Origin of the sequence: Microbacterium sp. AK031 (assembly GCF_024807145.1) — a bacterium.
Classification (GTDB): domain Bacteria; phylum Actinomycetota; class Actinomycetes; order Actinomycetales; family Microbacteriaceae; genus Microbacterium.
Map to the genome: position 1 here is coordinate 96,245 of NZ_JANUCA010000005.1, position 25,381 is coordinate 121,625.

The 25,381-nt window shown below is 65.1% G+C and carries 23 protein-coding genes; 10 read left to right on the forward strand and 13 right to left on the reverse strand.

The features are described 5' to 3' along the window. Positions 1-63: 63 nt before the first annotated feature. Positions 64-1,518 (reverse strand): 30S ribosomal protein S1, encoded by a 1,455-nt coding sequence (rpsA, locus tag HDC95_RS11060; protein WP_259063530.1) that lies wholly within the window; start codon positions 1,516-1,518, stop codon positions 64-66. Positions 1,519-1,726: 208 nt separating this feature from the next. Here rpsA and HDC95_RS11065 point away from each other — a divergent pair, with 208 nt between their 5' ends. The 3 genes from HDC95_RS11065 to HDC95_RS11075 all read left to right on the forward strand — a co-directional run bounded on the left by HDC95_RS11065 (position 1,727) and on the right by HDC95_RS11075 (position 4,054). After that, positions 1,727-2,272 (forward strand): hypothetical protein, encoded by a 546-nt coding sequence (locus HDC95_RS11065; protein ID WP_259063532.1) that lies wholly within the window; start codon positions 1,727-1,729, stop codon positions 2,270-2,272. 74 nt (positions 2,273-2,346) lie between these two features. After that, positions 2,347-3,087 (forward strand): hypothetical protein, encoded by a 741-nt coding sequence (locus HDC95_RS11070; RefSeq protein WP_259063534.1) that lies wholly within the window; start codon positions 2,347-2,349, stop codon positions 3,085-3,087. 46 nt (positions 3,088-3,133) lie between these two features. Further along, complete coding sequence (locus HDC95_RS11075) at positions 3,134-4,054, forward strand: 5'-3' exonuclease (RefSeq protein ID WP_259063535.1); 921 nt, start codon at positions 3,134-3,136, stop codon at positions 4,052-4,054. Between the two features lie 60 nt (positions 4,055-4,114). Here HDC95_RS11075 and HDC95_RS11080 read toward each other — a convergent pair whose 3' ends face one another. Continuing rightward, positions 4,115-5,101 carry a PHP domain-containing protein gene (locus tag HDC95_RS11080; RefSeq protein ID WP_259063536.1) on the reverse strand — a complete coding sequence of 329 codons (987 nt, stop codon included), beginning with the start codon at positions 5,099-5,101 and terminating at the stop codon, positions 4,115-4,117. 6 nt (positions 5,102-5,107) lie between these two features. After that, a complete protein-coding gene (gene trpD, locus HDC95_RS11085) occupies positions 5,108-6,172 on the reverse strand; it encodes an anthranilate phosphoribosyltransferase (RefSeq protein WP_259063537.1) in 1,065 nt (354 codons plus the stop codon). A gap of 142 nt (positions 6,173-6,314) precedes the next feature. Here trpD and HDC95_RS11090 point away from each other — a divergent pair, with 142 nt between their 5' ends. The 6 genes from HDC95_RS11090 (at position 6,315) to HDC95_RS11115 (ending at position 11,886) form a co-directional block, all read left to right on the forward strand. Then, positions 6,315-7,007 (forward strand): heme-copper oxidase subunit III, encoded by a 693-nt coding sequence (locus HDC95_RS11090; RefSeq protein ID WP_259063538.1) that lies wholly within the window; start codon positions 6,315-6,317, stop codon positions 7,005-7,007. Positions 7,008-7,027: 20 nt separating this feature from the next. After that, positions 7,028-7,831 carry a c-type cytochrome gene (locus tag HDC95_RS11095; RefSeq protein ID WP_259063539.1) on the forward strand — a complete coding sequence of 268 codons (804 nt, stop codon included), beginning with the start codon at positions 7,028-7,030 and terminating at the stop codon, positions 7,829-7,831. Positions 7,832-7,867: 36 nt separating this feature from the next. Further along, the gene (locus tag HDC95_RS11100; RefSeq protein WP_259063540.1) at positions 7,868-8,944 is read left to right on the forward strand and encodes a ubiquinol-cytochrome c reductase iron-sulfur subunit; all 1,077 of its coding nucleotides are present in this window, start codon (positions 7,868-7,870) and stop codon (positions 8,942-8,944) included. Next, complete coding sequence (locus tag HDC95_RS11105) at positions 8,941-10,791, forward strand: ubiquinol-cytochrome c reductase cytochrome b subunit (protein ID WP_259063541.1); 1,851 nt, start codon at positions 8,941-8,943, stop codon at positions 10,789-10,791. The genes HDC95_RS11100 and HDC95_RS11105 overlap by 4 nt, the downstream gene beginning before the upstream one ends. A 78-nt stretch (positions 10,792-10,869) precedes the next feature. Next, the gene (locus HDC95_RS11110; protein ID WP_259063542.1) at positions 10,870-11,379 is read left to right on the forward strand and encodes a GNAT family N-acetyltransferase; all 510 of its coding nucleotides are present in this window, start codon (positions 10,870-10,872) and stop codon (positions 11,377-11,379) included. A gap of 87 nt (positions 11,380-11,466) precedes the next feature. After that, positions 11,467-11,886 (forward strand): rhodanese-like domain-containing protein, encoded by a 420-nt coding sequence (locus tag HDC95_RS11115; RefSeq protein ID WP_259063543.1) that lies wholly within the window; start codon positions 11,467-11,469, stop codon positions 11,884-11,886. 66 nt (positions 11,887-11,952) lie between these two features. Here the strand turns inward: HDC95_RS11115 and HDC95_RS11120 are convergent, their stop codons facing one another. The 5 genes from HDC95_RS11120 to HDC95_RS11140 all read right to left on the reverse strand — a co-directional run bounded on the left by HDC95_RS11120 (position 11,953) and on the right by HDC95_RS11140 (position 17,027). Continuing rightward, positions 11,953-12,387, reverse strand: coding sequence for a cytochrome c oxidase subunit 4 (locus HDC95_RS11120; RefSeq protein WP_259063544.1), 435 nt, complete (start codon positions 12,385-12,387; stop codon positions 11,953-11,955). Positions 12,388-12,390: 3 nt separating this feature from the next. After that, positions 12,391-14,142, reverse strand: a complete 1,752-nt coding sequence (gene ctaD / locus HDC95_RS11125; protein ID WP_396652696.1) for a cytochrome c oxidase subunit I — start codon at positions 14,140-14,142, stop codon at positions 12,391-12,393. Positions 14,143-14,147: 5 nt separating this feature from the next. Further along, positions 14,148-15,062, reverse strand: coding sequence for a cytochrome c oxidase subunit II (coxB, locus tag HDC95_RS11130; RefSeq protein WP_259063547.1), 915 nt, complete (start codon positions 15,060-15,062; stop codon positions 14,148-14,150). A gap of 96 nt (positions 15,063-15,158) precedes the next feature. After that, a complete protein-coding gene (gene erpA / locus HDC95_RS11135) occupies positions 15,159-15,521 on the reverse strand; it encodes an iron-sulfur cluster insertion protein ErpA (protein ID WP_259063549.1) in 363 nt (120 codons plus the stop codon). A gap of 96 nt (positions 15,522-15,617) precedes the next feature. Next, complete coding sequence (locus HDC95_RS11140; protein WP_259063550.1) at positions 15,618-17,027, reverse strand: dipeptidase; 1,410 nt, start codon at positions 17,025-17,027, stop codon at positions 15,618-15,620. 46 nt (positions 17,028-17,073) lie between these two features. On the opposite strand from HDC95_RS11140, the gene HDC95_RS11145 reads away from it, so the two are divergent. After that, a complete protein-coding gene (locus HDC95_RS11145; RefSeq protein WP_259063551.1) occupies positions 17,074-17,637 on the forward strand; it encodes a DUF3043 domain-containing protein in 564 nt (187 codons plus the stop codon). Here HDC95_RS11145 and HDC95_RS11150 read toward each other — a convergent pair. The 5 genes from HDC95_RS11150 to dnaE form a co-directional block, all read right to left on the reverse strand. Further along, complete coding sequence (locus HDC95_RS11150; RefSeq protein WP_259063552.1) at positions 17,612-18,646, reverse strand: quinone-dependent dihydroorotate dehydrogenase; 1,035 nt, start codon at positions 18,644-18,646, stop codon at positions 17,612-17,614. The two genes, HDC95_RS11145 and HDC95_RS11150, sit on opposite strands and share 26 nt — an antisense overlap. A 10-nt stretch (positions 18,647-18,656) precedes the next feature. Continuing rightward, positions 18,657-19,133 carry a transcriptional regulator NrdR gene (nrdR, locus tag HDC95_RS11155; RefSeq protein ID WP_259063553.1) on the reverse strand — a complete coding sequence of 159 codons (477 nt, stop codon included), beginning with the start codon at positions 19,131-19,133 and terminating at the stop codon, positions 18,657-18,659. A gap of 4 nt (positions 19,134-19,137) precedes the next feature. Continuing rightward, positions 19,138-20,421 (reverse strand): histidinol dehydrogenase, encoded by a 1,284-nt coding sequence (gene hisD / locus HDC95_RS11160; RefSeq protein ID WP_259063554.1) that lies wholly within the window; start codon positions 20,419-20,421, stop codon positions 19,138-19,140. 46 nt (positions 20,422-20,467) lie between these two features. After that, positions 20,468-21,733 carry a hypothetical protein gene (locus HDC95_RS11165; RefSeq protein WP_259063555.1) on the reverse strand — a complete coding sequence of 422 codons (1,266 nt, stop codon included), beginning with the start codon at positions 21,731-21,733 and terminating at the stop codon, positions 20,468-20,470. A 117-nt stretch (positions 21,734-21,850) separates the two neighbouring features. After that, positions 21,851-25,321, reverse strand: a complete 3,471-nt coding sequence (gene dnaE / locus HDC95_RS11170) for a DNA polymerase III subunit alpha (protein ID WP_371131271.1) — start codon at positions 25,319-25,321, stop codon at positions 21,851-21,853. Positions 25,322-25,381: the final 60 nt, after the last annotated feature.

The window sequence follows — 25,381 nt, forward strand, 5'->3', positions numbered from 1 at the left end:
GCCCGGAGAAAAGCGGAACGGGCCGCCACCCGAAGGTGACGACCCGTTCCTGAAAAGGCGTGCTTACACGTTGCCGCCCGAGAGCTTCTCGCGCAGAGCCGCGAGAGCCTCGTCGTCAGCAAGCGTTCCGGCGCCGGAGTCGCTGGTGAAGGTCTGTGCTGCAGCGAAGTCGTCGCCTGCAGCGGCCTCGGCCTCGGCTGCCTTGGCAACCGCGACCTTGTGAGCCTCCCAGCGAGTCTGGGCTGCAGCGTACTCCTGCTCCCATGCCTCGCGTGCGGAGTCGAAGCCTTCCTTCCACGCACCGGTCTCGGGGTCGAAGCCCTCCGGGTACTTGTACTCGCCGTTCTCGTCGTACTCGGCGAGCATGCCGTACAGGGCCGGGTCGAACTCGGTGCTGGTCAGGTCGACCGACTCGTTGGCCTGCTTGAGCGACAGCGAGATGCGGCGACGCTCGAGGTCGATGTCGATGACCTTGACGAAGACCTCTTCGCCGACGGACACGACCTGCTCAGCCAGCTCGACGTGCTTGCTGGAGAGCTCGGAGATGTGCACGAGGCCCTCGATGCCGTCTGCGACGCGAACGAACGCACCGAACGGAACGAGCTTGGTGACCTTGCCCGGTGCGATCTGGCCGATCGCGTGGGTGCGGGCGAAGACCTGCCACGGGTCCTCCTGCGTCGCCTTCAGCGACAGTGAGACGCGCTCGCGCTCGAGGTCAACCTCGAGGATCTCGACGGTGACCTCCTGGCCGACCTCGACGACCTCGGATGCGTGCTCGATGTGCTTCCAGGACAGCTCGGAGACGTGCACGAGGCCGTCAACGCCGCCCAGGTCGACGAACGCACCGAAGTTGACGATCGAGGAGACCTGGCCCTTGCGGACCTGGCCCTTGTGCAGGTTGTTGAGGAAGTTCGAGCGCGACTCGGACTGCGTCTGCTCGAGCAGAGCGCGGCGCGAGAGGACGACGTTGTTGCGGTTCTTGTCCAACTCGAGGATCTTCGCCTCGATCTCCTGGCCCAGGTACGGGGTCAGGTCGCGGACACGACGCAGCTCGATGAGCGATGCCGGCAGGAAGCCACGGAGGCCGATGTCGACGATGAGTCCGCCCTTGACGACCTCGATGACCGTACCGGTGACGACGCCGTCGTCTTCCTTGATCTTCTCGACGTCGCCCCAGGCGCGCTCGTACTGCGCACGCTTCTTGGACAGGATCAGACGGCCTTCCTTGTCCTCCTTCTGGAGAACAAGAGCCTCGACCTCGTCGCCGACCTTGACGACCTCGTTGGGGTCGACGTCGTGCTTGATGGAGAGTTCGCGGGAGGGGATGACACCCTCGGTCTTGTATCCGACGTCGAGCAGAACCTCATCGCGGTCGATCTTGACGATCGTGCCTTCGATGATGTCGCCGTCGTTGAAGAACTTCAGAGTCTTCTCGACCGCGGCCAGGAAGTCCTCAGCAGATCCGATGTCGTTGATGGCGACCTGCTTGGTGGCCGGGGCGGTCGTTGCGGTAGTCATGTAGTGGGTTGTCCTTGTTGGGTGGGTACTCGGGCCACGGGCGCTCATGCACGCATGAGTGATCGCCTGTAGCGAATGGATTTGGATTTTCAATCAACGGGCATGCGAGTGCACGCCACGAGTGACACTTCAGATTATCAGAGAATCGTCGCGAACGCTGCTGTGGATAACTCCGGCGGATGCTGACGCTTCGCGTTACCGTGAACGGGTGACTCTCCCCCGATCGAAGACGAGCCGGATCCGGATGCTGGCACTTCTCACCCTGGCAGCGACGGCGCTGAGCGCCTGCACGCCGACTCCTGAGCCTACGCCGACCCCGACAGCTGCTTTCGCTTCCGAGGAAGAGGCGTTCGCCGCGGCTGAGGAGGTCTATCGGGCGTACAACGATGCGTTGAACGCTGTGGATACGAGTGACCCCGTGACGTTCGAACCGGTGTTCGCTCTTTCGAGTGGCGATTTCGAAGCTGCTGATCGCAAATCTTTTTCTGAACTACACGCCGAGAACTATGAACTGCGGGGCGAGACCCGCATGATTCTGTTCGAAGGAGTCAAGGCGGAGAAGGGACTCTCGAAAGTCACGGCGCTCGTTTGCCTCGACGTCAGCGATTCCGGAGTAGTAGACGAGAATGGCGCGTCGGTGGTTCCCGCCGACCGGCCAGACATCAACGCCTTACGCGTGATCTTCATGGTGTCCGATGGCGAGCTGCTAATTGATCGTGCGGACCGCGACGAGGCCAGTTCATGCGTCTCCTAGTGATTGCCATTGCGATTTCCTCAGTTCTGCTCGCGACTGGGACTGATGATGACGGTGGCGTGGGTGGGGTCGATGTGGTTACGGGCACCGGTCCAGGCGAAGTCATCATCGACGGCAGCTACGACACCCCCGGCAACCCCGGCAACTCCCCGATCGGCGACTGGGACCCCGGCACCGATGCCGACTGGACTCCGCCGTCAGATTGGACTCCACCGCCGGAGTTCGACTTCCAGCAGTGCCTGGACAGCTGGGACTCCTACATCCATTGCTTCCGGGAATCCGAAGACGCCGACGAAGAAGTGCCAGCAGATGAAGCCGCCACCCCGGCGATTCCTGCGATCACGATCTCCGATATCGCGAGGTTCGCACCAGCCGGCTCCGCCATCGCCGGAGAGCCGGACAACGTCGGTGTCGTCGGCCTGCCGACGAACTTCGTGGCGACAGCATCCGTCCACACTGTGAACGACTCGCTCTTCGGGTTCCCGGTGGTAGTTCGCTTCACGCCCGCCGGCTACGACTTCAGGTTCGGCGACGGTACGACGGCGACCACCACGTCAGGCGGCCGGTCTTGGGCTGACCTCGGCCAAGCCCAGTTCACCCCGACGCCCACAAGCCACACGTACGCCGAGCGCGGCACATACTCCGCACAGGTCGACGTGCGCTACACCGCAGAGGTCGATTTCGGCGTCGGCTGGTTCCCGATCTCCGGCGAAGTCACGTCCTCCGGCGCACCTCAGGAGATCCGCATCTTCGAGGCCCACACGGCGCTGGTCGCGCACACCTGCCAGCAGGCGCCCGACTCCCCCGGCTGCTGAGGCAAGCAGCTCCAGGTCTGTCCGAGCCCTGTGCCATGCTGATCCCATGAGCGACAGGCTGATGCTGTTGGACACCGCTTCCCTCTACTTCCGTGCGTTCTACGGCGTCCCTGACAAGGTGAAGGCTCCTGACGGCTCCCCGGTCAACGCCGTGCGCGGCCTGCTCGACATCATCGCCAAACTCGTCACCCTGTACGACCCCACGCACATCGTCGCCTGCTGGGATGACGACTGGCGTCCGCAGTGGCGCGTCGATCTCATCCCCAGCTACAAGGCGCACCGCGTCGTCGAGGTCGTTCCGGCCGGCCCCGACGTCGAAGAGGTGCCGGATCCGCTCGAAGCCCAGATCCCGCTGATCCGCGAAGCCCTGACCGCGCTCGGCATCCCGATCATCGGCGTCACGGCACACGAGGCAGACGATGTGATCGGAACCCTCGCGACGCTCGCCACCATGCCGGTCGACATCGTCACCGGCGACCGCGACCTGTTCCAGCTCATCGACGACGACCGCGGCATCCGCATCGTCTACACCGCCCGCGGAATGAGCAATCTCGAGGTACTCACCGAGAGCAGCGTCGTCGCCAAGTACGGTGTCCTTCCGTCGCAATACGCCGACTTCGCGACCATGCGCGGCGACGCCTCAGACGGACTCCCCGGAGTGCCGGGCGTCGGCGAGAAGACCGCGGCCACTCTTCTGCAGACCCACGGTGACCTCGCCGGCATCCGCACGGCTGCCGAGGCCGGCGAGGGCATGAGCGCAGGCCTGCGCGCGAAGATCCTGGCGGCCTCCCTCTATCTCGACGTCGCGCCGACGGTGGTCGAGGTCGCACGCGCGCTCGACATCGCACCGCCCGCGAATCCAGTGCGCGCGCTCGACCCGTCCGAAGCAGACGTCGCCACGGCGCTCGCGCAGAAGTGGAACCTCGGCTCGTCAATGGATCGGGCGATCGCGGCTCTCGGGCGCTGACGCGCACGACCGCGGACGCGTATGCGGGCGCTGACACGGCCGCGGCTGCGGCCGCGCCGGCTATTCCGCCCAAGCTTTAAGCCGGTCCAGGCCCCATGTCGTCACGATCCGCTCGGCGGGCACTCCGGCTTTCTCTGCGCGCTCCGCGCCGTAATCCAGCAACGAGAGCTGCCCTGGCGCATGTGCGTCTGAGTCGAGGGAGAACAGGCAGCCGGCATCCAACGCGATCGCGATCAACTCGTCTGGCGGATCCTGCCGCTCCGGACGGGCGTTGATCTCCACAGCAACCCCGTTCTCGGCGCACGCGTCGAACACTGCCCGCGCGTCGAACTGCGAGGGCGGGCGCGTGCCGCGATCGCCCTGCACCAGTCGACCAGTGCAGTGCCCCAGCACATTGACGTGCGGGCTCCGCACTGCCGCGACCATGCGCGCGGTCATCGGACGCGGTTCCATGCGCAACTTGGAATGCACGGATGCGACGACGATGTCGAGGGCGCTCAGCAGCTCAGCATCCTGGTCAAGCGTCCCGTCGTCCAGGATGTCCACCTCGATTCCGGCGAACAGGGTGAAGGAATCGGTCGATTCGGCACGGACGAGCGGCATCTGCTCGCGCAAGCGCTCAGCTGAGAGGCCACGCGCGACCTTGAGACGCGGCGAGTGGTCGGTGATCGCAAGGTACTCGTGTCCGAGAGAGCGGGCAGCCTCCGCCATCGTGCCGATCGACGTCGTGCCGTCCGACCAGTCAGTGTGCGCGTGCAGGTCACCGCGCAGCCTTCCCCGCAGAACCGACGTGCGTTCCGGCTCGACCTCTCCGCGCAGCTCCACGAGATAGCCCGGAGTCTCACCGGCCTGGGCCTGGCGGATCACAGCGAACGTCGACTCGCCGATGCCCTTCGCCGCACGAAGGCGCGTCGGATCGTTGCGCACGTCGTCCGGCATCTCCTGCAGCGTCGCCGCGGCCTGACGGAAGGCCTTCGCGCGATATCGCGACGCCCTCTCCCGCTCGAGCAGCGTCGCGATCTCGAGAAGCGCGGCTACGGGATCCATGATCGTTCAGGCCGAAGCGAGCTCTCGAGTCGCGTCGACCCATGCCTCGAGCTTGGCGGCAGCGCTGCCGTCGTCGATCGCCGCCTCCGCCCGTGCGTAGCCGTCGCGGAGGCGATCGAGGATCGGACGCTGCACCTGCGTCGCATCCTGAGAGAGCTCGAATGCCACGATTCCCGCCGCGGCGTTCAGCAGGACGATGTCGCGCACCGGGCCTCGCGTACCGGCAAGGGTATCGCGGAGCACTCCGGCGTTGTGCTCCGGCGAACCGCCGATGAGGTCGGCGAGATCTGCGGTCGGGATGCCGAGATCGCGCGGGTCGAGATCGTGTTCGTGAATGTCTCCGAGACTGACTTCCCAGATGCGGCTGTGGCCGGTCGTCGTCAGCTCGTCGAGGCCGTCATCGCCGCGGAAGACGAGCGCGGTCGCACCTCTGGTGCGGAACACACCTGTGATCAGCGGAACACGCTCCAGCTGCGCGACACCCACGGCATTCGCCTCGGCGCGAGCGGGGTTGCAGAGCGGTCCGAGCATGTTGAACACGGTCGGCACGCCGAGCTCTGCTCGCGCCGTGCCCGCGTGCTTGAAGCCGGGGTGGAATGCCGCCGCCCAGGCGAACGTGATGCCCGTGCGATCGAGCACCGCCGCCACCTCTTCCGGCGCGAGCGAGAGCTGCAGGCCGAGCGCACCGAGAACATCGGACGAACCGGATGCTGAGCTGGCAGCCCTGTTGCCGTGCTTGACGACCGGGATGCCTGTGGCGCCGATGATGACCGCGGCCGTGGTCGAGACGTTGACGGTTCCTACGCGGTCGCCGCCGGTGCCGACGATGTCGAGCACGTTGGACGACACCGGCAGCGGAACAGCAGCTTCCAGGATCGCATCGCGGAAGCCGACGATCTCGTCGATCGTCTCTCCCTTGGCACGCAGGGCAATCAGAAAACCGGCGAGCTTCGCGTCCGACACGTTCCCCTGCATCACCTGACGCATGGCCCATGTCGACTCCCAGACGCTGAGATCGCGTCGCTCCAAGAGTGTCGTGAGCACATCCGGCCATGTCGGGGAATCAAGCATGTCTGTGATCCTATCGGCGCGAATAAATTCCTTGCGCAGAGCCTCGTGCATGTGCATCCTTGATTTCCCTTGAATTCACCGAGGATTCGCAGCGGCTTCTTAGGGTCTCCTAAGTCTTGGTTCAGTCAATCGGGTGTCGTCGATGCAAGAATCACGCTCCCAGATCGGCCATAATGGAGGGGTGACCACCTCAGCGACCTATGCCCCGGCGGCAAGAACGATCAAGCGCCCGAATTCGGTAGCTGTCGGCACCATCGTGTGGCTCGGCAGCGAGGTGATGTTCTTCGCGGGACTGTTCGCGATCTACTTCACCCTCCGCAGCACCTCTCCCGAGCTGTGGGCAGACCGCACCGACCTGCTGAATGTTCCGTTCGCCGCAGTCAACACCGCGATCCTGGTTCTTTCCTCCGTGACCTGCCAGATGGGCGTGTTCGCGGCGGAAGACCTGCAGCCGTACCGTCTGGCGAAGGGTCAGCTGAACGGCGCCGGCCGTCGACGCCTCTTCGGCTGGGGAATGATCGAGTGGTTCTGGCTCACGTTCGCACTCGGTGCGATCTTCGTCTCCGGCCAGGTCTGGGAGTACGCCCAGCTCGTCGCTGAGGGCATGCCGATCCAGGCGGACGCCTACGCCTCGGCCTTCTACCTGACCACGGGCTTCCACGCCCTCCACGTCACCGGCGGACTCGTCGCGTTCCTGCTCATCATGGGCCGCGCGTTCGCAGTGAAGAACTTCACGCATAAGGAGGCGACCTCCTCGATCGTTGTGTCCTACTACTGGCACTTCGTCGATGTCGTCTGGATCGTGCTGTTCTTCGTCATCTACTTCCTGAAATAAGAGCGGAGCTGACCTGCGAAATGGCACGAGAGAAGAAGCGTCGCTCGAACGGACGCCGTAGCCCACTGGCGGCTGCGGCACTGATCGGTGCAGGCCTCCTCATCACGGGAGGCATCTACGCCGGAGCATCGGCGGCTATCGCCGCCACCGACACCCAGACGAGTGCGAGCACTGAACTCAGCATCGAGGACGGCCAGAAGCTGTTCCAGGCCAACTGCGCCACCTGCCACGGTCTCGACCTGCAGGGCACGGCCACCGGCCCGAGCCTGTACGGCGTCGGCGAGCTGTCCGTCGAGTTCCAGTTGGCCACCGGACGCATGCCTCTGCAGATGCAGGGGCCGCAGGCTCCGCAGAAGAGCCCGCAGTTCACGCAGCCTCAGATCGACGCGATGGCCGCGTACGTGCAGTCAGAAGCCCCCGGCCCGACGTTCCCTGCCGACGAGATCCTCGACGGCGAGGGCGACGTCGCACACGGCGCTGAGCTGTTCCGCGTCAACTGCGCGATGTGCCACAACGTGTCGGCCGCCGGCGGCGCGCTCACCGAAGGCAAGTACGCTCCGGCTCTGACCTCGACCAGCGCGCTGCACATCTACGCCGCGATGGTCACCGGCCCCCAGAACATGCCGGTGTTCGGAGACATGAACCTGTCTGACGAGGACAAGCGCGACATCATCTCCGCGCTGCTCTACCAGCAGGAGTCGGTCTCGGTCGGCGGATTCACGCTCGGCAACCTCGGCCCCGTCTCTGAGGGCCTGTTCGTCTGGATCTTCGGTATCGGCGGCCTCGTCGCGATCACCGTGTGGATCACGGCGAAGTCCAACTGACGCTTATTCATCGAAGAGGAACGTACGAGGAGCACCATGGCACACGACGACGACTCGAAGGCCCTTGACCGGGCCTACCAGCCCTCACCGGGGCTGGGTGTCGCAGTCAGCGATCCCGTGCACAACCCGGGGCTGCCGCCACACCGTGAGCGGATGACCGACAAGGACCCCAAGGCTGAGAAGCGCGCGGTCCGCACGGTCTACACACTGTTCTACCTGTCGCTCGCCGGCAGCATCTGGGCCGTCGCGGCATACATGCTGTTCCCGATCGAAGACGGCTCGATGGTCTCGATCCGTTACAACAACCTCTTCATCGGTCTCGGCATCGCTCTGGCGCTGCTTTCACTCGGCATCGGGGCCATCCACTGGTCCAAAGCCGTCATGTCCGACAAGGAGTTCGTCGAGCACCGGCACCCGACGCGTGGCAAGGACTCGACTCGTGAGGCCGCCATCCAGGCGTTCGCCGACGCGAACGAGGAGTCCGGGTTCGGCCGCCGCACGATGATCCGCAACTCGCTGTTCGCAGCGGTCGTCGCCTCGATCATCCCCGGTGTCGCGCTCTTCCGCGGCCTCGCACCGCACAGCACGCCGGATGACCCCACCGCCGGCGATCCTGTGGTGCTCCTGCAGCACACCATGTGGGCAGAAGGACAGCGGCTCGTCCGTGACCCCGACGGCACGCCGATCCGCGCCGCGGATGTCACTCTCGGTTCTGCGTTCCACGTCATCCCTGAAGACCTCGCCGAACTCAGCCATCACGACGGCTACCTTGAGGAGAAGGCCAAGGCGATCGTGCTGATGATGCGCCTGCGTCCCGAGCAGCTCATCGAGGCCGAGGACCGCAAGGACTGGTCATACGACGGCATCGTCGCCTATTCCAAGGTGTGCACGCACGTCGGCTGCCCTGTGGCTCTGTACGAGCAGCAGACGCACCACCTGCTGTGCCCGTGCCACCAGTCGCAGTTCGACGTCACCGATCACGCCAAGGTCATCTTCGGCCCGGCCGCGCGCCCGCTGCCGCAGCTGCCGATCACCGTCGATGAAGAGGGCTACCTTGTCGCGCGCAGCGACTTCACCGAGCCTGTCGGCCCGAGCTTCTGGGAGCGCCATTGAGCACCGCAACGCTGTCCAAAGAGGACAAGGACAACAAAGCGCCCCTCGGCGGTCGATTCGTCGGCGCCGCATCGAACTACATCGATGAGCGCACCAGCCTCTCCGGCTTCGTCAAGGAGCTCGGTCGCAAGATCTTCCCCGACCACTGGTCGTTCATGCTCGGCGAGATCGCGCTGTGGAGCTTCGTCGTCGTCTTCATCTCCGGATCGTTCCTGACGTTCTTCTTCCAGGCGTCAATGGTCGAGACGCATTACACGGGCGCATACGCTCCCATGCGCGGCATCGAGATGTCCGCAGCGCTCGAATCGACGCTGCGCATCTCCTTCGACCTGCGCGGTGGCCTGCTGGTTCGCCAGATCCACCACTGGGCCGCTCTCGTGTTCGTCGCCGGCATCGGCATCCACATGCTGCGCATCTTCTTCACCGGCGCGTTCCGCAAGCCGCGTGAGCTGAACTGGGTCATCGGCTTCGTGCTGTTCATCCTGGCGCTGGCTGAGGGCTTCACCGGCTACTCGCTGCCTGACGATCTGCTCTCCGGAAACGGCCTGCGCATCATCGACGGCATGGTCAAGGGTCTCCCCCTGATCGGCACGTGGACCTCGTTCCTCATCTTCGGTGGCGAGTTCCCCGGCACCGACATCGTCGGGCGCCTCTACTCGCTGCACATCCTGCTGCTGCCGATGCTGGTGATCGCGTTGATCGTCGTGCACCTGATGCTGATGGTGATCAACAAGCACACCCAGTTCGCCGGCCCCGGCCGCACGAACGACAACGTCGTCGGCTACCCGATGATGCCGGTGTACATGTCGAAGATGGGCGGTTACCTGTTCATCGTCTTCGGCGCGATCGTGCTGATAGCGACGTTCTTCCAGATCAACCCGGTCTGGGCGTATGGACCGTACGACCCCTCCCCTGTCTCCGCGGGCACGCAGCCTGACTGGTACATCGGATTCGCTGATGGCGCTCTGCGTCTCGCACCACCCAACCTGGATCTCGTCTTCCTCGACCGCACCTGGTCGTTCGGCATCCTCATCCCGGTGCTGGTTCTCGGATTGTTCATCGTCGCCGTCGCGATCTACCCGTTCCTCGAGGCGTGGATCACCGGAGACAAGCGTGAGCACCACCTCGCACAGCGCCCGCGCAACGCCGCGACGCGCACGGCGATCGGTGCAGCCGGCGTCATCTTCTACGCGGTTCTGTGGGCGGCAGCATCCTCCGACCTCATCGCGACGCACTTCATGCTGACGATGGAAGGCGTGATCCACACGCTGCAGGCACTGCTGTTCGTCGGTCCGATCCTCGGGTACTTCGTCACCAAGCGCATCTGCATCGCGCTGCAGAAGAAGGACCGTGAGATCGTGCTGCACGGCTATGAGTCCGGTCGCATCGTCCGCCTCCCGGGTGGCGAGTTCATCGAGGTACACCAGCCAGTGGACAAGTACGACCGCTGGAAGCTGATCGACGTCGACGGATACGAGCCTCTGGTCGTGCGCCCGAACGACAGGGGCCGCATCCCGTGGACCGAGAATGTCCGCTCCTCCATCTCGCGCTGGTTCTTCGAAGATCGCCTCGCTCCGCTCACCCAGGCCGAGGTCGCAGCGGCAGATGCGCACCAGCACCACGTCACGGCCCACATGGACGAGAGCGAAGCTGAAGAGATCCGGGGCGCTCACGAGCGCGCCGGTGTCCTTGACGCACCGCTGTCCGCTCCGACCGAGACGCACATCAACGAGACGGCCAACACACCCAGCTCGGTGATCGCCACCGACCCGGTGAAGAAGCCCAAGAAGGGGTCTGCTGAAGGCGACGTCAAGAAGCCCGAGACGAAGCCTGAGGACGGCGAGTAACTCCGACCTCCCCTTTACGGGCCCCGTCCGTCGCTCCTCTGAGCGCGGACGGGGCCTTCTTCGTTACGCTCGATGATCATGCCGACGTATACAGAGGTCCGTTTCGCAGAAGCCGAGGACTTCGACCGACTCGAGGAGATCGAGACCGCCGCGGACGCGCTGCTCGTCGATCTCTTCTCCGCCGAGGATTGGCCGCCGACGACGCCTGCGAATGAACGCGCCGCATACCCCGGATTCACTCTGCTGTTGCGACGGCACGACGCAGGGATCATCGGATTCGTCCAGGTTCTCGAGATCGACGGCATCGCCCATATGGAGCAGCTCTCCGTGCACCCCGGGTATGGTCGCAGGGGCTATGGACGGATGCTCGTGGCGGCAGCGAAATCTGAGGCGCTCAGCCGCGGGCATGAAGCGCTCACCCTGCGCACGTACCGCGACGTGCCATGGAACGCACCGTTCTACGCCTCGTGCGGGTTCGCACCGAGCATCCCGACCAGCGAGTTCCATCGGCACCTTGTCGAAGTCGAGACGCGACTGCGACTCGAGCAATGGGGTCCGCGCGTCCAGATGACCGCGGTGATCCGATGACCGCCATGCTCCGATGATGGCGGGAATCACGCGCCGGGCGACCGTCGGAGCATGATGGGTCAACGACCGAATCCCTAAGCTGGAGCCATGATCGATCGCGCTGACTACTTCGCCGCCAAGCTCGCATACGAGACCGACGCGAGCGACCTGTACGCCCGTCAGAAGGCCGGAGACGATGTCGTGGTCATCGATGTCCGCTCCGACGAAGCCTGGGCGCAGGGCCGCATCCCCGAAGCCGTGCACATGCACTACAGCGAGATTGCGACTCGCGCGCCGGCCGAGATCCCCGCGGGGTCGGAAGTGATCGTGTACTGCTGGAGCCCAGGATGCAACGCAGGAGCCAAAGGCGCATCGGAGTTCGCGAAGCTCGGCTACCCCGTGCGTGAGTTGATCGGCGGCTTCGAGTACTGGGTCCGCGAGGGGTATCCGATCGCAGATGCCGACGGCATCCATCGGCGCCCCATCGACCCGCTCACGGGCGTCGCCCGCATCCGCACCCGCGTCTGAGGCCGCCGGGAACAGCAGAAGGCCCCCGGACCGAAATCCAAGGGCCTTCTGCGTGAGTCGACCGTCTCAGCGGGCGAAGTGACCGCGATAGTACTCGTACACCCAGCCCACGATCGCGACAGCGAAGAGCGCGACACCGATCGGCAGGAGGAAGTGTCCGACCGCCATGCCGACGAGGAAGATACCTGCTGACGCTGCGAGCACGATGGGCCACCACGACCACGGACTGAACTCACCGAGCTCAGGATCGCCATCATCGATGTCCGCCGTCAGGATGTCCTCGGGCAGCTCACCGCCCTGCGCCTTGTGCGTACGCGCGAGGTACACCGCGATCATCGCAGACATGCACGCGCCGAAGAGAAGAGCGGTGGAACCCACCCACTCGACCTTCGTCGCGCCCACCAGCTCGGGATACTCGAGGATGTGCCAGACCGTGTAAGTGATCGCGACCACCAGGAAGAAGCCGGTGAGAATCCACCACAGAATGATATTGGACCGCATGGCTTACTTGGCCTCTCCACTCGCACCAGCGAAGGCCGGCGCCGGTGCTCCGACAGAATGCTCCGCAGCCTCGGGGTGGTTCAGGTCGAACGCCGGGCGCTCGCTGCGGATGCGCGGGATCGACGTGAAGTTGTGGCGCGGCGGCGGGCAGCTGGTCGCCCACTCGAGCGAAGCACCAAAGCCCCACGGGTCGTTGACCATGACCTTAGGCGCCTTGCGCGCCGTAATCCACACGTTCAGGAAGAACGGCAGCATGGACGCACCGAGGAGGATCGCACCGATCGTCGACACCTGGTTGCCCCAGGTCCAGCCATCAGCTGCCGAGTAGTCCGCGTAGCGACGCACCATACCGTCCACACCCAGCCAGTGCTGGATCAGGAACGTCATGTGGAAACCGACGAACAGCATCCAGAAATGCACGTAGCCGAGACGCTCGTTCAGCATGCGCCCTGTCCACTTGGGCCACCAGAAGTAGAAGCCGGCGAACATCGCGAAGACAACGGTGCCGAAGACGACGTAGTGGAAGTGGGCGACGACGAAGTACGAGTCGCTGAGGTGGAAGTCCAGCGGCGGGGCCGCGAGGATCACACCGGTCAGGCCGCCGAAAACGAACGATACGAGGAAGCCGAGCGCGAAGACCATCGGCGTCTCGAAGGTCACGGACCCTCGCCAGAGCGTTCCGATCCAGTTGAAGATCTTCACACCCGTCGGCACCGCGATGAGCATGGTCATCAGCGCGAAGAACGGCAGCAGCACCGAACCGGTGACGTACATGTGGTGCGCCCACACTGCCACCGACAGAGCTGCGATCGCGATCGTCGCGTAGACGAGAGTCTTGTACCCGAAGATCGGCTTGCGGCTGAACACCGGGAAGATCTCCGAGACGATGCCGAAGAACGGCAAGGCGATGATGTAGACCTCGGGGTGGCCGAAGAACCAGAACAGGTGCTGCCAGAGCAGCACTCCCCCGTTCTGAGGATCATAGATGTGCGCACCGAGGATGCGGTCGGCTGCTGCGGCGAAGATGGCGGCGGCGAGAACCGGGAAGGCCATCAGGATCAGCAGGCTCGTGATCAGCGTGTTCCAGCTGAAGATCGGCATGCGCCACATCGTCATGCCGGGCGCACGCATCGTGATCACAGTGGTGATGAAGTTCACCGCGCCGAGAATGGTTCCGAAGCCGGACATACCGAGTCCGACCATCCAGAGGTTTCCACCGGCGCCTGGCGTGAACGTCGCGCTGGCGAGCGGCTGATAGGCGAACCAGCCGAATGAGGCCGCACCCTGCGGGGTGAGGAAGCCGGCGACCGCGATGATCGAGCCGAAGAGGAAGAGCCAGAAGGCGAACGCGTTGAGACGCGGGAACGCGACGTCGGGCGCACCGAGCTGCAGCGGCAGGACCGCGTTCGCGAACCCGGCGAACAGCGGCGTCGCGAACATGAGAAGCATGATCGTGCCGTGCATGGTGAACAGCTGGTTGTACTGCTCCTTGGTGGGGACGATCTGCATCCCGGGAGCGAACAGCTCAGCGCGGATGACGAGCGCCATCACGCCGCCGAGGAGGAAGAAGAGCACCGACGCGATCAGGTACATGTACCCGATGGTCTTGTGGTCAGTGGAGGTGATCCACTTGACGACGATGTTGCCCTTCTGCTCGACGCGGGAGGAGCTCATCAGAGCTGCCTGACGTGCCGGAATGGCCGTCGGCCGAGCGCCAGGGGCTGGCTGGCTTGGTGACTCAGTGGTGGTCGACATGAGGTCTACTCTCCCTCTTCCTCGGAGTCCGTCTCGGACGTCGTGCCTGTGGTGCCCGGGAGGTTGTTGAGACGGTCGTACGCGTCAGTGATGTCGCCCGTGTTGCCCTCTTCGCGGAGGGACGCGACGTACTCGTCGTACTCGTCCTGCTCCACGACCTTCACGTTGAAGAGCATCATCGAGTGGTACTCGCCGCAGAGCTCGGCGCACTTGCCGGCGTACTCGCCCACGCGCGTCGGGATGAAGGACCAGGAGTTGTCCTTCCCGATGTACATGTCCTTCTTGTAGAGGAAGTCGATGATCCAGAACGAGTGGATGACGTCGCGGGACTGAAGGCTGATGTGCACCTTCTGGTCGACGGGAAGCACAAGCGTGGGCAGCTTCTCCGCGTCGATGTTGCCCTCGGCATCGGGCTGTGCCTGCACGCCCATGGTCCACACCGCGTCGGAGAGGTCGTCGTCTTCGCCGGCGTACATGAAGTCGAACGCCCACTGCTTGCCGATCGCGGTGATCTCAACCTCCGCATCGTCACCCCACTGGGTTTCGATCTCGGCCTGGTCGCGTGCCGTGAAGAAGAACATTCCCATCACGAGGATCAGCGGGATCACCGTGTAGAAGATCTCGATCGGCATGTTGTAGCGCATCTGCACCGGCAGGCCGATCTGGCCCTTGCGACGGCGGTATGCGACAGCTGCCCAACCCATCAGGGCCCACGTGATGATGCCGACCGCGAGGAGGACGATCCAGGAGTTGACCCAGAGGCCGGCGACCCGGTCGGTCTGGTTCGTCGCGGCAGTGCCGTCTTCTACGAAGCCCGGGAGGAATCCGTGGAGTTCGGTGGGAGAGCATCCCGCCAGAGCCACAGCTGTCGCGATTCCCACAGGAATGGCGACCCAACGAAGGCGGCGTTTCGAGGGCACGATGCACCTTTCAAGATGACGGACAAGGCGTAGTCAAGTCTAGGGCAACCTCACACCTGATTCATGCCAACCACGCAGGTCCGGCACGGCTGACGCTCAGTGGAAGCTGTCTCCACACGCGCAGCTTCCCGCCGCGTTCGGGTTGTCGATGGTGAAACCCTGCTCCGAGATCGTGTCCTTGAAATCGATCGCCGCGCCGTCCAGATAAGGGACGCTCATGTTGTCGACGATGACCTCCACGCCGTCGAAGTCGACGGTCTCGTCGCCTTCCAGATAGCGCTCGTCGAAGTAGAGCTGGTAGATCAGACCCGAGCATCCGCCGGGCTGAACGGCGACGCGCAGGCGGAGGTCGTCGCGGCCCTCCTGCTCGAGCAGATTCTTCACCTTGGTCGCTGCCGCGTCCGTGAGGGTGACGCCGTGTGCGGTTGAGGTCTGTGTGGTCAGCGTGGTGTCGCTCATGTCGCTCCTTGTGACAGGCCGCGCGTGCAGGCGGCGGTTTGTTCTGATTCTACCTTCGGGTGCCCGAACGGGCGCTGATCCCGGCGCGAATGCTGATCAGACCGTCATCTCGTTCATACGGGTCAGCAGCAGTGCCTCGGTCGCGACGGCATGCCGGAAGGTGTCGAGGTGCAATGACTCGTTGGGACTGTGCGCACGCGCGTGCGGATCCTCAACACCTGTCACGAGGATCTGCGCCTCGGGGAACTCGCGCACGAGATCGGCGATGAACGGGATGGAGCCACCGACGCCGAGGTCGACGGGCTCGGCACCGTAGCCGTCCGCCATCGCCTGTCGCGCGAGGCCGACTGCCCAGCCGCTGGTGTCGACGAGGAATCCGTCGCCGAGATCGACATCCGAGAACGTCAGTTCCGCGCCGAACGGTGCGTGCGCGCGCAGATGCGCCTCCAGCGCCGCATACGCGTCTTCACCGGATTGCCCAGGCGCGACGCGTGCGCTGATGACGACCGTCACCTCGGGCAGCAGAGTGTTGGATGCTGACGCCACACTGGTCGCGTCGATGCCGATGACCGTGACGGCGGGCTTGTTCCAGATCCGGCTCAGGATGGTGCCCCGCCCGATGGGCGAAGTGCCAGGAAGCAGCCCTGCCTCATCCCGCAGCGTCTCCTCCGAGTATTCGGGCGTCGGGGTGTCGGTCTCGGACATGGCTTCGACGGCCACGGCGCCATCCTCATCCCACAGGGTGGAGAGCAGACGCACGGTCGCCATCATCGCGTCCGGCACCGCTCCCCCGAACATCCCGGAGTGCGAGGCGTGGTCGAGCGTTCGCACCTTCAGCACGAAGCGCGCATTGCCGCGCAGGGACACCGTGAGTCCCGGCGTCGTGGAATCCCAATTGCCGGAGTCGGCGACGACGATGGCATCCGCTCGAAGTGCTTCCGCGTTGTCGCTGAGGAACTGCGCGAAGGATGCTGACCCATACTCCTCCTCGCCCTCGATGAAGAGCGAGACACCCAGCTCGAGGTCATCGCCGAGCACTTCGGAGACGGCCCGCAGAGACGCGATGTGCGCCATGATGCCGGCCTTGTCGTCGGCCGCACCGCGCCCATACAGACGTCCGTCGCGCACCGTCGGTTCGAACGGCGGCGTGTCCCAGAGCTCGTCGGCTCCTGGAGGCTGCACGTCGTGGTGCGCATAGAGCAGGATCGTCGGCTTGCCTCCCTTGGCCGCCCGCGTCGCCAACACGGCCGGCTGCCCGTATTCGTCCGTACCGGGGATCGCGGCGCGCAGCACTCTGACGTCGTCGAAGACGCCGGTATCCGTCGCGAGGGCAGCGACGTGCTCGGCACTGCGCACGAGCTGAGACTGGTCGAACGACGGCCAGGCGATGCCGGGAATTCGCACGAGATCGCCAAGATCGGAAAGGGCAGAGGGGATGCCGATGGCCACCGCCTCTGCGACTGCTGATTCGATTGCGGGGTCGACGTTCGGCGTCTGTGAAGTCATGCGAGTAATCTTAAGGCTGAACACCGATTTCTATCCGAGGAGCCTCGTGGCCACTTCCACCCCACCCACGAACGACGACGCGGCCCAGACGCCTGCCGTCGGCAAGGGACGCCCGACGCCGAGCCGCGCCGAGCAGGAAGCCGCACGTCGCCGCCCGTTGGTCGCAGACACCAAAGAGGCTCGCGCCGCCGCGAAGCAGCAGATGCGCGAACAGCGCGAGCGTGCGCAGGCCGGCATGGCGGCCGGCGAGGACAAGTACCTCCCGCCGCGCGACAAGGGGCCGCAGCGTCGTTGGGTGCGTGACTACGTCGACGCGGGCTGGCACCTCTCCGAGTGGGTCATGGCACTCATGGTCGTCGTCATCCTCGTCTCGCTCATCCCCGACCCGACCTTCTCGTTCTTCGCCTTCATCGGACTGTGGGCGTTCATCGTCGTCGCCGTGATCGACATGGTGCTGCTCGGCATCCGCGTCAAGCGCAAGGTCGCTGCGAAATTCGGCAAGGACCGCATGGAGAAGGGCCTCGGCTGGTACGCAGCCATGCGCGCGCTTCAGATGCGCTTCATGCGCCTTCCCAAGCCGCAGGTCAAGCGCGGGCAGTACCCCGCCTGAGTCCCCTGTCGATCTGGCGCGCCCAGAGCGGTCCGCGGTAGAGGAACGCCGTGTAGCCCTGCACCAGCGTGGCACCGGCATCCAACCGCTCGCGGACATCTGCGGCGGTCTCCACTCCGCCGACCGAGATGACGCAGAACTCGCTCGGAACAGCGTCACGAACGACCCGCAGCACCTCCATCGCACGCTCGCGCAGCGGAGCTCCTGAGAGCCCGCCCGCACCGGCGGCTTCGACGGTGTCAGCATCCGTCTTGAGGCCTTCGCGGCTGATCGTCGTGTTGTGCGCGATGATCCCGTCGAGACCCTCAGACACGGCGAGCCGCGCGATCGCGACGATCTCCTCGTCAGGGAGGTCGGGCGCGATCTTCACCAGCAGCGGGGTCGACCCGGCCGCGGCCTTCACCGCACGCAGCAGTGGCGCAAGCGTCTCGACCGCCTGCAGGCCACGCAGGCCCGGCGTGTTCGGTGAGGAGACGTTGACGGCCAGATAGTCGGCGAGAGGCGCGAGTCTCGTGGCGCTGGCGACGTAGTCAGCGGTCGCGTGCTCGACCTCGACGACTCGGCTCTTGCCGATGTTCACGCCGATGACGGTCTTCGGACGGCGCCGACGCAGTTTCTCGAGGCGTCGTGCCGCAGCATCCGCTCCGGCGTTGTTGAAGCCCATGCGATTGATGACTGCGCGGTCCAGCACCAGGCGGAACAGTCGCGGCTTGGGGTTGCCCTCCTGCGCGATCGCGGTGATCGTGCCCACCTCGACGTGCCCGAATCCGAGGGCGGCAAGCCCGCGAACGCCGACGGCGTTCTTGTCGAACCCTGCGGCGACGCCGAGTGGCGAGTCGAATGTGAGGCCGAGCGCTTCGACCTGCTGCTCGTTCGACGGCGACGTGATCGCACGCGTGACCCAGGAGAACGGGGGCACGCCGAGCACGCGGATCACCACCATCGCGGCATGGTGGGCGAACTCGGGGTCGAAGCGCGTCAGGACGACGCGGAAGAGCAGCGGATACATCCCTGCCAGATTACCGGTCGGCGGGCTCCGTCTTGGACTGGGCGTGTTCAGCGCGCAGCTCGCTGATCACGCTCTCGAAGTCTTCCAACGAATCGAAGGCCTGATAGACGCTCGCGAAGCGCAGGTAGGCCACTTCGTCGAGATCGCGCAGGGGGCCGAGGATGGCGAGGCCGATCTCGTTGGCGTCGAGTTGGGAGACGCCGGTCTGGCGCACCGCCTCTTCGACCCGCTGAGCCAGGATGGCGAGGTCGGCCTCGGTCACCGGCCTCCCTTGACAGGCCTTGCGGACGCCGGAGATGACCTTCTCGCGGCTGAAGGGCTCCATGACGCCGGAGCGCTTGATCACGTTGAGGCTCGCAGTCTCGGTGGTGGTGAATCTCCCCCCACACTCCGGACACTGGCGACGTCGACGGATCGAGAGTCCGTCGTCGCTCGTCCGGGAGTCGATCACGCGGGAGTCCGGATGACGGCAGAAGGGGCAGTGCATGGTGTTACAGCGTAGTCGCTGGCGCGGCTGCTCCCTGGAAGCGTGCCTCGATCGCCTCGCCGTGTGCGGGCAGAACCTCGGCGTTCGCGAGCGCGACGACTCCAGCGCGCACGGACGCGAGGGCGGCGTGATCGTAGGAGATCACCTGCTGCGGTCGCAGGAACGTGTACGCGCCGAGACCCGGCGCGTAGCGCGCCTGGCCGCCGGTGGGCAGAACGTGATTGCTGCCGGCCATGTAGTCGCCCAGGCTGACGGGGGTCTGGTCTCCGACGAACACGGCACCGGCGCTGGTGAATTCGGATGCTGCGGCTTCGGCGTCCGCCAGGTGCAGTTCGAGGTGCTCGGGGGCATACGCGTTGCTGAAGGCGGTCGCCATGGCGCGGTCGTCGACCAGGACGATCGCCGACTGCGGCCCTGCCAGGGCAGCGGCCACTCGCTCGCTGTGTCTGGTGGCCGCCGCGAACTTCTCGACCTCGGTCGCGACGCGCTCGGCGAGATCCGCGCTGTCGGTGACGAGCACGGCGGACGCCTGCTCGTCGTGCTCGGCCTGACTGACGAGGTCCGCGGCGATCAGGCGTGCATCGGCAGCATCGTCCGCGACGATGAGGATCTCGGTCGCGCCGGCCTCGGAATCCGTGCCGACGACCCCGGCGACAGCGCGCTTCGCGGAGGCGACGTAGTTGTTTCCCGGTCCGGATACGACGTCGACGGGGTCGAGGTCGAGGCCGGGAACTCCCCACGCGAAAGCCCCGATGGCGCCGGCTCCCCCCATCGCGTACACCTCGGTGATACCGAGGAGCCCCGCCGCGGCGAGAATCACCGGGTGGATCCGGCCGTCCTGATCGTGCTGCGGCGGGGAGGCGAGCGCGATCTGCTCGACGCCGGCGACCTGCGCAGGTACGACGTTCATGATCACGCTGGAGGGGTAGACGGCTTTGCCGCCCGGGATATAGACGCCGACGCGCTGAACGGGCTGCCAGCGCTGGGTGATCCGCGCGCCAGGGCCGATCTCCGTCACACGATCATCCGGCACCTGGGCGGTGGACGCCTGACGCACGCGTCGGATCGTCTCCTCGAGAGCGGATCTGATCTCGGATGTGAGAGCTGCGACGGCGTCGTCGAGGTGAGACTTCGGCACACGGACGGCGTGTCCTGTGACCGCATCGAACTTCTCAGCCTGCTCTCGCAGCGCGTCCTCTCCGCGGTCACGGACGTCGTCGACGATCCGTGCCGCGGTCTCCAGCGCCTCTGCCCTGGCCTGGGTGGCCCGGGGCACGGAGGCAAGCATGTCTGCTGGCGAGAGCTGCTGCCCTCGCAGGTCGATCGTTCGCACTTCAGCCCTTCGTGATGTCTGCGATGTCGTGCAGGTAGCCGATCCGTCCGTCGTCGTGACGGATCACATACGCACCGCCACGATCTTCGATCACCAGAGCCCATGCGGTCGGCCCGATGCGGAACAACGGCTCACCGCTCTCGTCGTACACGTCGCGCTCCGTCGGCGCGAGCGCCCAGAACGGCTGCGACGACACGGCGGGCACGGCGTCGGACGCCTCGCTCGCATAGGTCGCCGACGGCGCGGGCACTGCGCGGGGCGACGTCGTGTCGAGGTCCTCGATGACGTCCGTGCGGTCATCGGCTGCCACATGTCCAGTGCCGTCCGAGAGCTGCGTGTCGTCCGAGTAGAGCGTGTCGTCCGCCCGGTCGGCCGATTCGCTTCGCGCGTCGGGTGCCACGGCATCCTGCTCGCCGTCGTCCTCGAGTCGTCCGCGCGATGTCCGCGCGTAGGCGGGAACGTAGTCACCGTCGTCGGCGCCGACTGTGGTTCCGAGACCGACATCTGCTCCGAGCCCCGACGTGCTGCGCCGTTCGCCGTTCGACGCGTGAGAATTCGACGACAGGCGATCGCCCAGCCCGAGGTGCGTCATATCGTCGGTCATGTGATCCTCGGCGAGTTCCTGTTCCACGACCGATGACTCCTGCGGCGCAGGGGCGGGCTTCTCAACACGCGGTCGCGCGATCACGGGCCGAACGGGGTTGGCGTTGCGGTGTGCGAGCGTGACGAGGCGTCCGTGGAAGTCGTCGCGCAGCCCGGGGACCAGCGGCGCGAACACTGTGAGTACGACGAGCGCGAGTGAAGTGATGAGCTGGAGGATCGTGAGCCACGTCAACGCGAACTCCCCCGTGGCCGCAGAGACCAACATGAGGTCCCAGTTGCTGGCAGCCCAGTAGAGAGCGCTCACCGAAAAGGCCACGGATGCGAACTGGTCGATTCCGAGCGAACCCACTCTGCGGATGCCGTCAGGCGAGAACCGGCGGAGCACGATGAGGAACACGGCGGCCGTCGGCAGCCCGAGAGCCAGAATCCACTGGATGCCGTGCCCCCACAGCGATGCAGAACCTTCGTACGCGTACACGGGGAAGAACGAGGTGACGAACGCGATGAACCAGACTCCGACGATGAGCAGCTCACGCAGCGTGAAGCCGGCGATTCCGTGCTGCGGGGCGACCTCTTCGTCGTAGAGCACGCCGTCGTCTTCCGTGAACGGCTCCGAGTCGGTGGAGGGCTCAGGATCGTTGGAGAGGGGGGATTCCGTGCTCATGACGCGTGGTCCTTTCATCGTGGCGCACTCGGACTGAACATGTGCGCCCAACGCGTCCCGATACTACCCTTTGTGCCCGTGCAGCGCGTCCGGAAGTGAGGGGAGAACTACCCCCGGTCATCCCAGGCATGTCGGGCCGAGAAGCGACTTCAGATCACCGAACAGGTCGGCAGAGACCTTCACCGGCATCGGCACTTCGAACACCTTCGCCGTGCTGCCTCTGTGCACCCTCAACACCACCTCGGTCTCACCGTTGTGGCGACGCAGAACCTCGGCGAGGTCGTTCATCACCCGCTCTGTCGCGCGCTGCTCGGCGAGCACCAGAGCGAGGGGACCTGCCGCATCGAACGAGCCGACATCGGGCGAGAACGCCGACTGCGCATGCAGGTTGAGGCCGTCATCCCGGCGCGACACCCGACCGCGTACCGCGAGGATCGCATCCTGCTGCAGCGTGTGCTGGAACTCGGTGTAGGTCTTGCCCATGAACATCACGGTGACCTCGCCGTTGAAGTCCTCGACGGTGATCATGCCGTATGGGTTTCCGCTGGCCTTTGCGACGCGGTGCTGCACGCTCGTCACGAGTCCAGCGACGGTGACCTGGTCGCCGTCCTGCAGGTCTTCCGAGGAGAGCAGGTTATGGATCGAGATCGAGGCGTGCTTCGCCAGCGGCACCTCGAGGCCGGCCAGAGGGTGGTCGGAGACGTACAGGCCGAGCATCTCTCGCTCGAACGCGAGCTTGTCCTTCTTGACCCATTCGGGACGAGCGGGAACCTTGGCGGGAACGGCTTCCTCGACGGCGTCGTACAGGCTGTCGAAATCGAAGCCGATGGCCCCCTGAGCCTCGTTGCGCTTCTGATCGACGGCTGCTTCCACAGCATCCTCGTGGATCTCCATCAGTGCGCGACGAGTGTCGCCCATCGAGTCGAATGCCCCGGCTTTGATCAGCGATTCCACGGTGCGCTTGTTCGAGACGTGCAGCGGCACCTTCTTGAGGAAGTCGTGGAAGGAATCGAAGTTCTCCTTCTCGCGCGCTTGGACGATGCCGTCGACGACGTTGCTGCCGACGTTGCGGACCGCGCCGAGGCCGAAGCGGATGTCGTCGCCGACTGCCGCGAAGAAGTTGATCGACTCTCGCACGTCAGGGGGCAGCACCTGAATGCCCATGCGCCGGCATTCGTTGAGGTAGATCGCCATCTTGTCTTTGGAATCGCCGACGCTGGTGAGCAGTGCCGCCATGTACTCGGCGGGGTAGTGCGCTTTCAGGTAGGCGGTCCAGTACGAGACAACGCCGTACGCGGCGGAGTGCGCTTTGTTGAAGGCGTAGTCGGAGAACGGCAGCAGGATCTCCCAGATCGCGTTCACCGCGCCGTCCGAGTACCCGTTGGCGTGCATTCCCGCCTGGAAGCCCTCGAACTGCTTGTCCAGCTCCGACTTCTTCTTCTTTCCCATCGCGCGACGGAGGATGTCTGCTTGACCCAGGGAGAAGCCGGCGACCTTCTGCGCGATCGCCATCACCTGCTCCTGATAGATGATGAGGCCGTACGACTCGTCGAGGATCTCGGCGAGCGACTCGGTGAACTCCGGATGGATCGGGGTGATCGGCTGCAACCCGTTCTTGCGCAGCGCATAGTTCGTGTGCGAGTTCGCGCCCATGGGGCCGGGCCGGTACAGCGCGATGAGTGCCGAGATGTCACCGAAGCTGTCGGGCTTCATCAGGCGCATGAGCGAACGCATCGGCCCGCCGTCGAGCTGGAACACTCCGAGAGAGTCGCCCCGGCCGAGCAGATCGTAGGCGCCCTGGTCGTCGAGTTCGAGATGCTCGAGGTCGAGCTCCTCGCCCCGGTTGGTGCGGATGTTGTCGAGAGCATCCGAGATGATCGTGAGGTTGCGCAACCCCAGGAAGTCCATCTTGATCAAGCCGAGGCTCTCGCACGAGGGATAGTCGAACTGCGTGACGATCTGGCCGTCCTGCTCGCGGCGCATGATCGGGATGATGTCGAGCAACGGCTCGCTCGACATGATCACGCCTGCCGCGTGCACGCCCCACTGACGCTTCAGACCTTCCAGCCCGACGGCACGGTCGAAGACCGTCTTCGCCTCTGGGTCGGTCTCGATCAGCGTGCGGAACTCGCTGGCTTCCTTGAATCGCGGATGCTTCGAGTCGAACATGCCGTCCAGCGGCATGTCCTTGCCCATCACGGGCGGCGGCATCGCCTTGGTCAGGCGCTCCCCCATGCTGAACGGGAAGCCGAGCACGCGCCCGGCGTCCTTCAGCGCCTGCTTGGACTTGATCGTGCCGTAGGTGACGATCTGCGCGACGCGTTCAGAGCCGTACTTCTCGGTGACGTAGTCGATCACCTCGCCGCGACGACGATCGTCGAAGTCGACGTCGAAGTCGGGCATCGAGACACGGTCAGGGTTGAGGAAGCGCTCGAAGATGAGGCCGTGCTCGATCGGATCGAGGTCGGTGATCTTCATCGCGTAGGCGACCATCGATCCGGCACCGGAACCACGACCCGGACCGACGCGGATACCGTTGTCCTTCGCCCAGTTGATGAAGTCGGCGACGACGAGGAAGTAGCCCGGGAAGCCCATCTGGAGGATGATGCCGGTCTCGTACTCGGCCCGTTTGCGCACCTTGTCCGGGATGCCCGACGGGTAGCGGTAATGCAGGCCGGCCTCGACCTCTTTGACGAGCCAGCTGTCTTCGGTCTCGCCTTCCGGCACGGGGAACCGGGGCATGTAGTTGGCCGCGGTGTTGAACTCGACCTGGCAGCGCTCGGCGATCAGCAGCGTGTTGTCGCACGCCTCCGGGTTGTCGCGGAAGAGCTGGCGCATCTCCTGCGCGGTCTTGATGTAGTAGCCGTCGCCGTCGAATTTGAAGCGATTCGGGTCGTCCATAGTCGACCCGGACTGCACGCACAGCAGCGCCGCGTGGGCATCGGCCTCATGCTGATGCGTGTAGTGCGAGTCGTTCGTGCCGACCAGGGGGATGCCGAGATCCTTGGCCAGGCGCAGCAGATCTGTCATGATCCGGCGCTCGATCGAGAGTCCGTGATCCATGATCTCGGCGAAGTAGTTCTCTTTGCCGAAGATGTCCTGGAACTCGGCTGCGGCTGCGCGCGCGGCGTCGTACTGCCCGAGTCGCAGGCGGGTCTGGATCTCACCGGACGGACAGCCGGTCGTGGCGATGAGGCCCTTGCCGTACGTCTGCAGCAGCTCGCGGTCCATACGCGGCTTGAAGTACTGGCCTTCGAGGCTGGACAGCGAACTCAACCGGAAGAGGTTGTGCATGCCCTCGGTGCTCTGGCTCCACATGGTCATGTGGGTGTACGCACCGGAGCCGGAGACGTCGTCGCGCTTCTGATCCGGAGACCCCCACGCCACGCGCGATTTGTCGCTGCGGTGCGTTCCAGGGGTGACGTAGGCCTCGAGGCCGATGATCGGTTTCACACCCGCATTGTTCGCCGCGTTGTAGAACTCGAAGGCCGCGAAGGTGTTGCCATGATCGGTGACGGCGATGGCCGGCATGCCGTAATCAGCGGCCGCCTGCGTCATCGAGTTGATCTTGGCAGCACCATCCAGCATCGAGTACTCGCTGTGCACGTGCAGGTGTACGAAGGAGTCGGATGCCACGTCTTCGAGTCT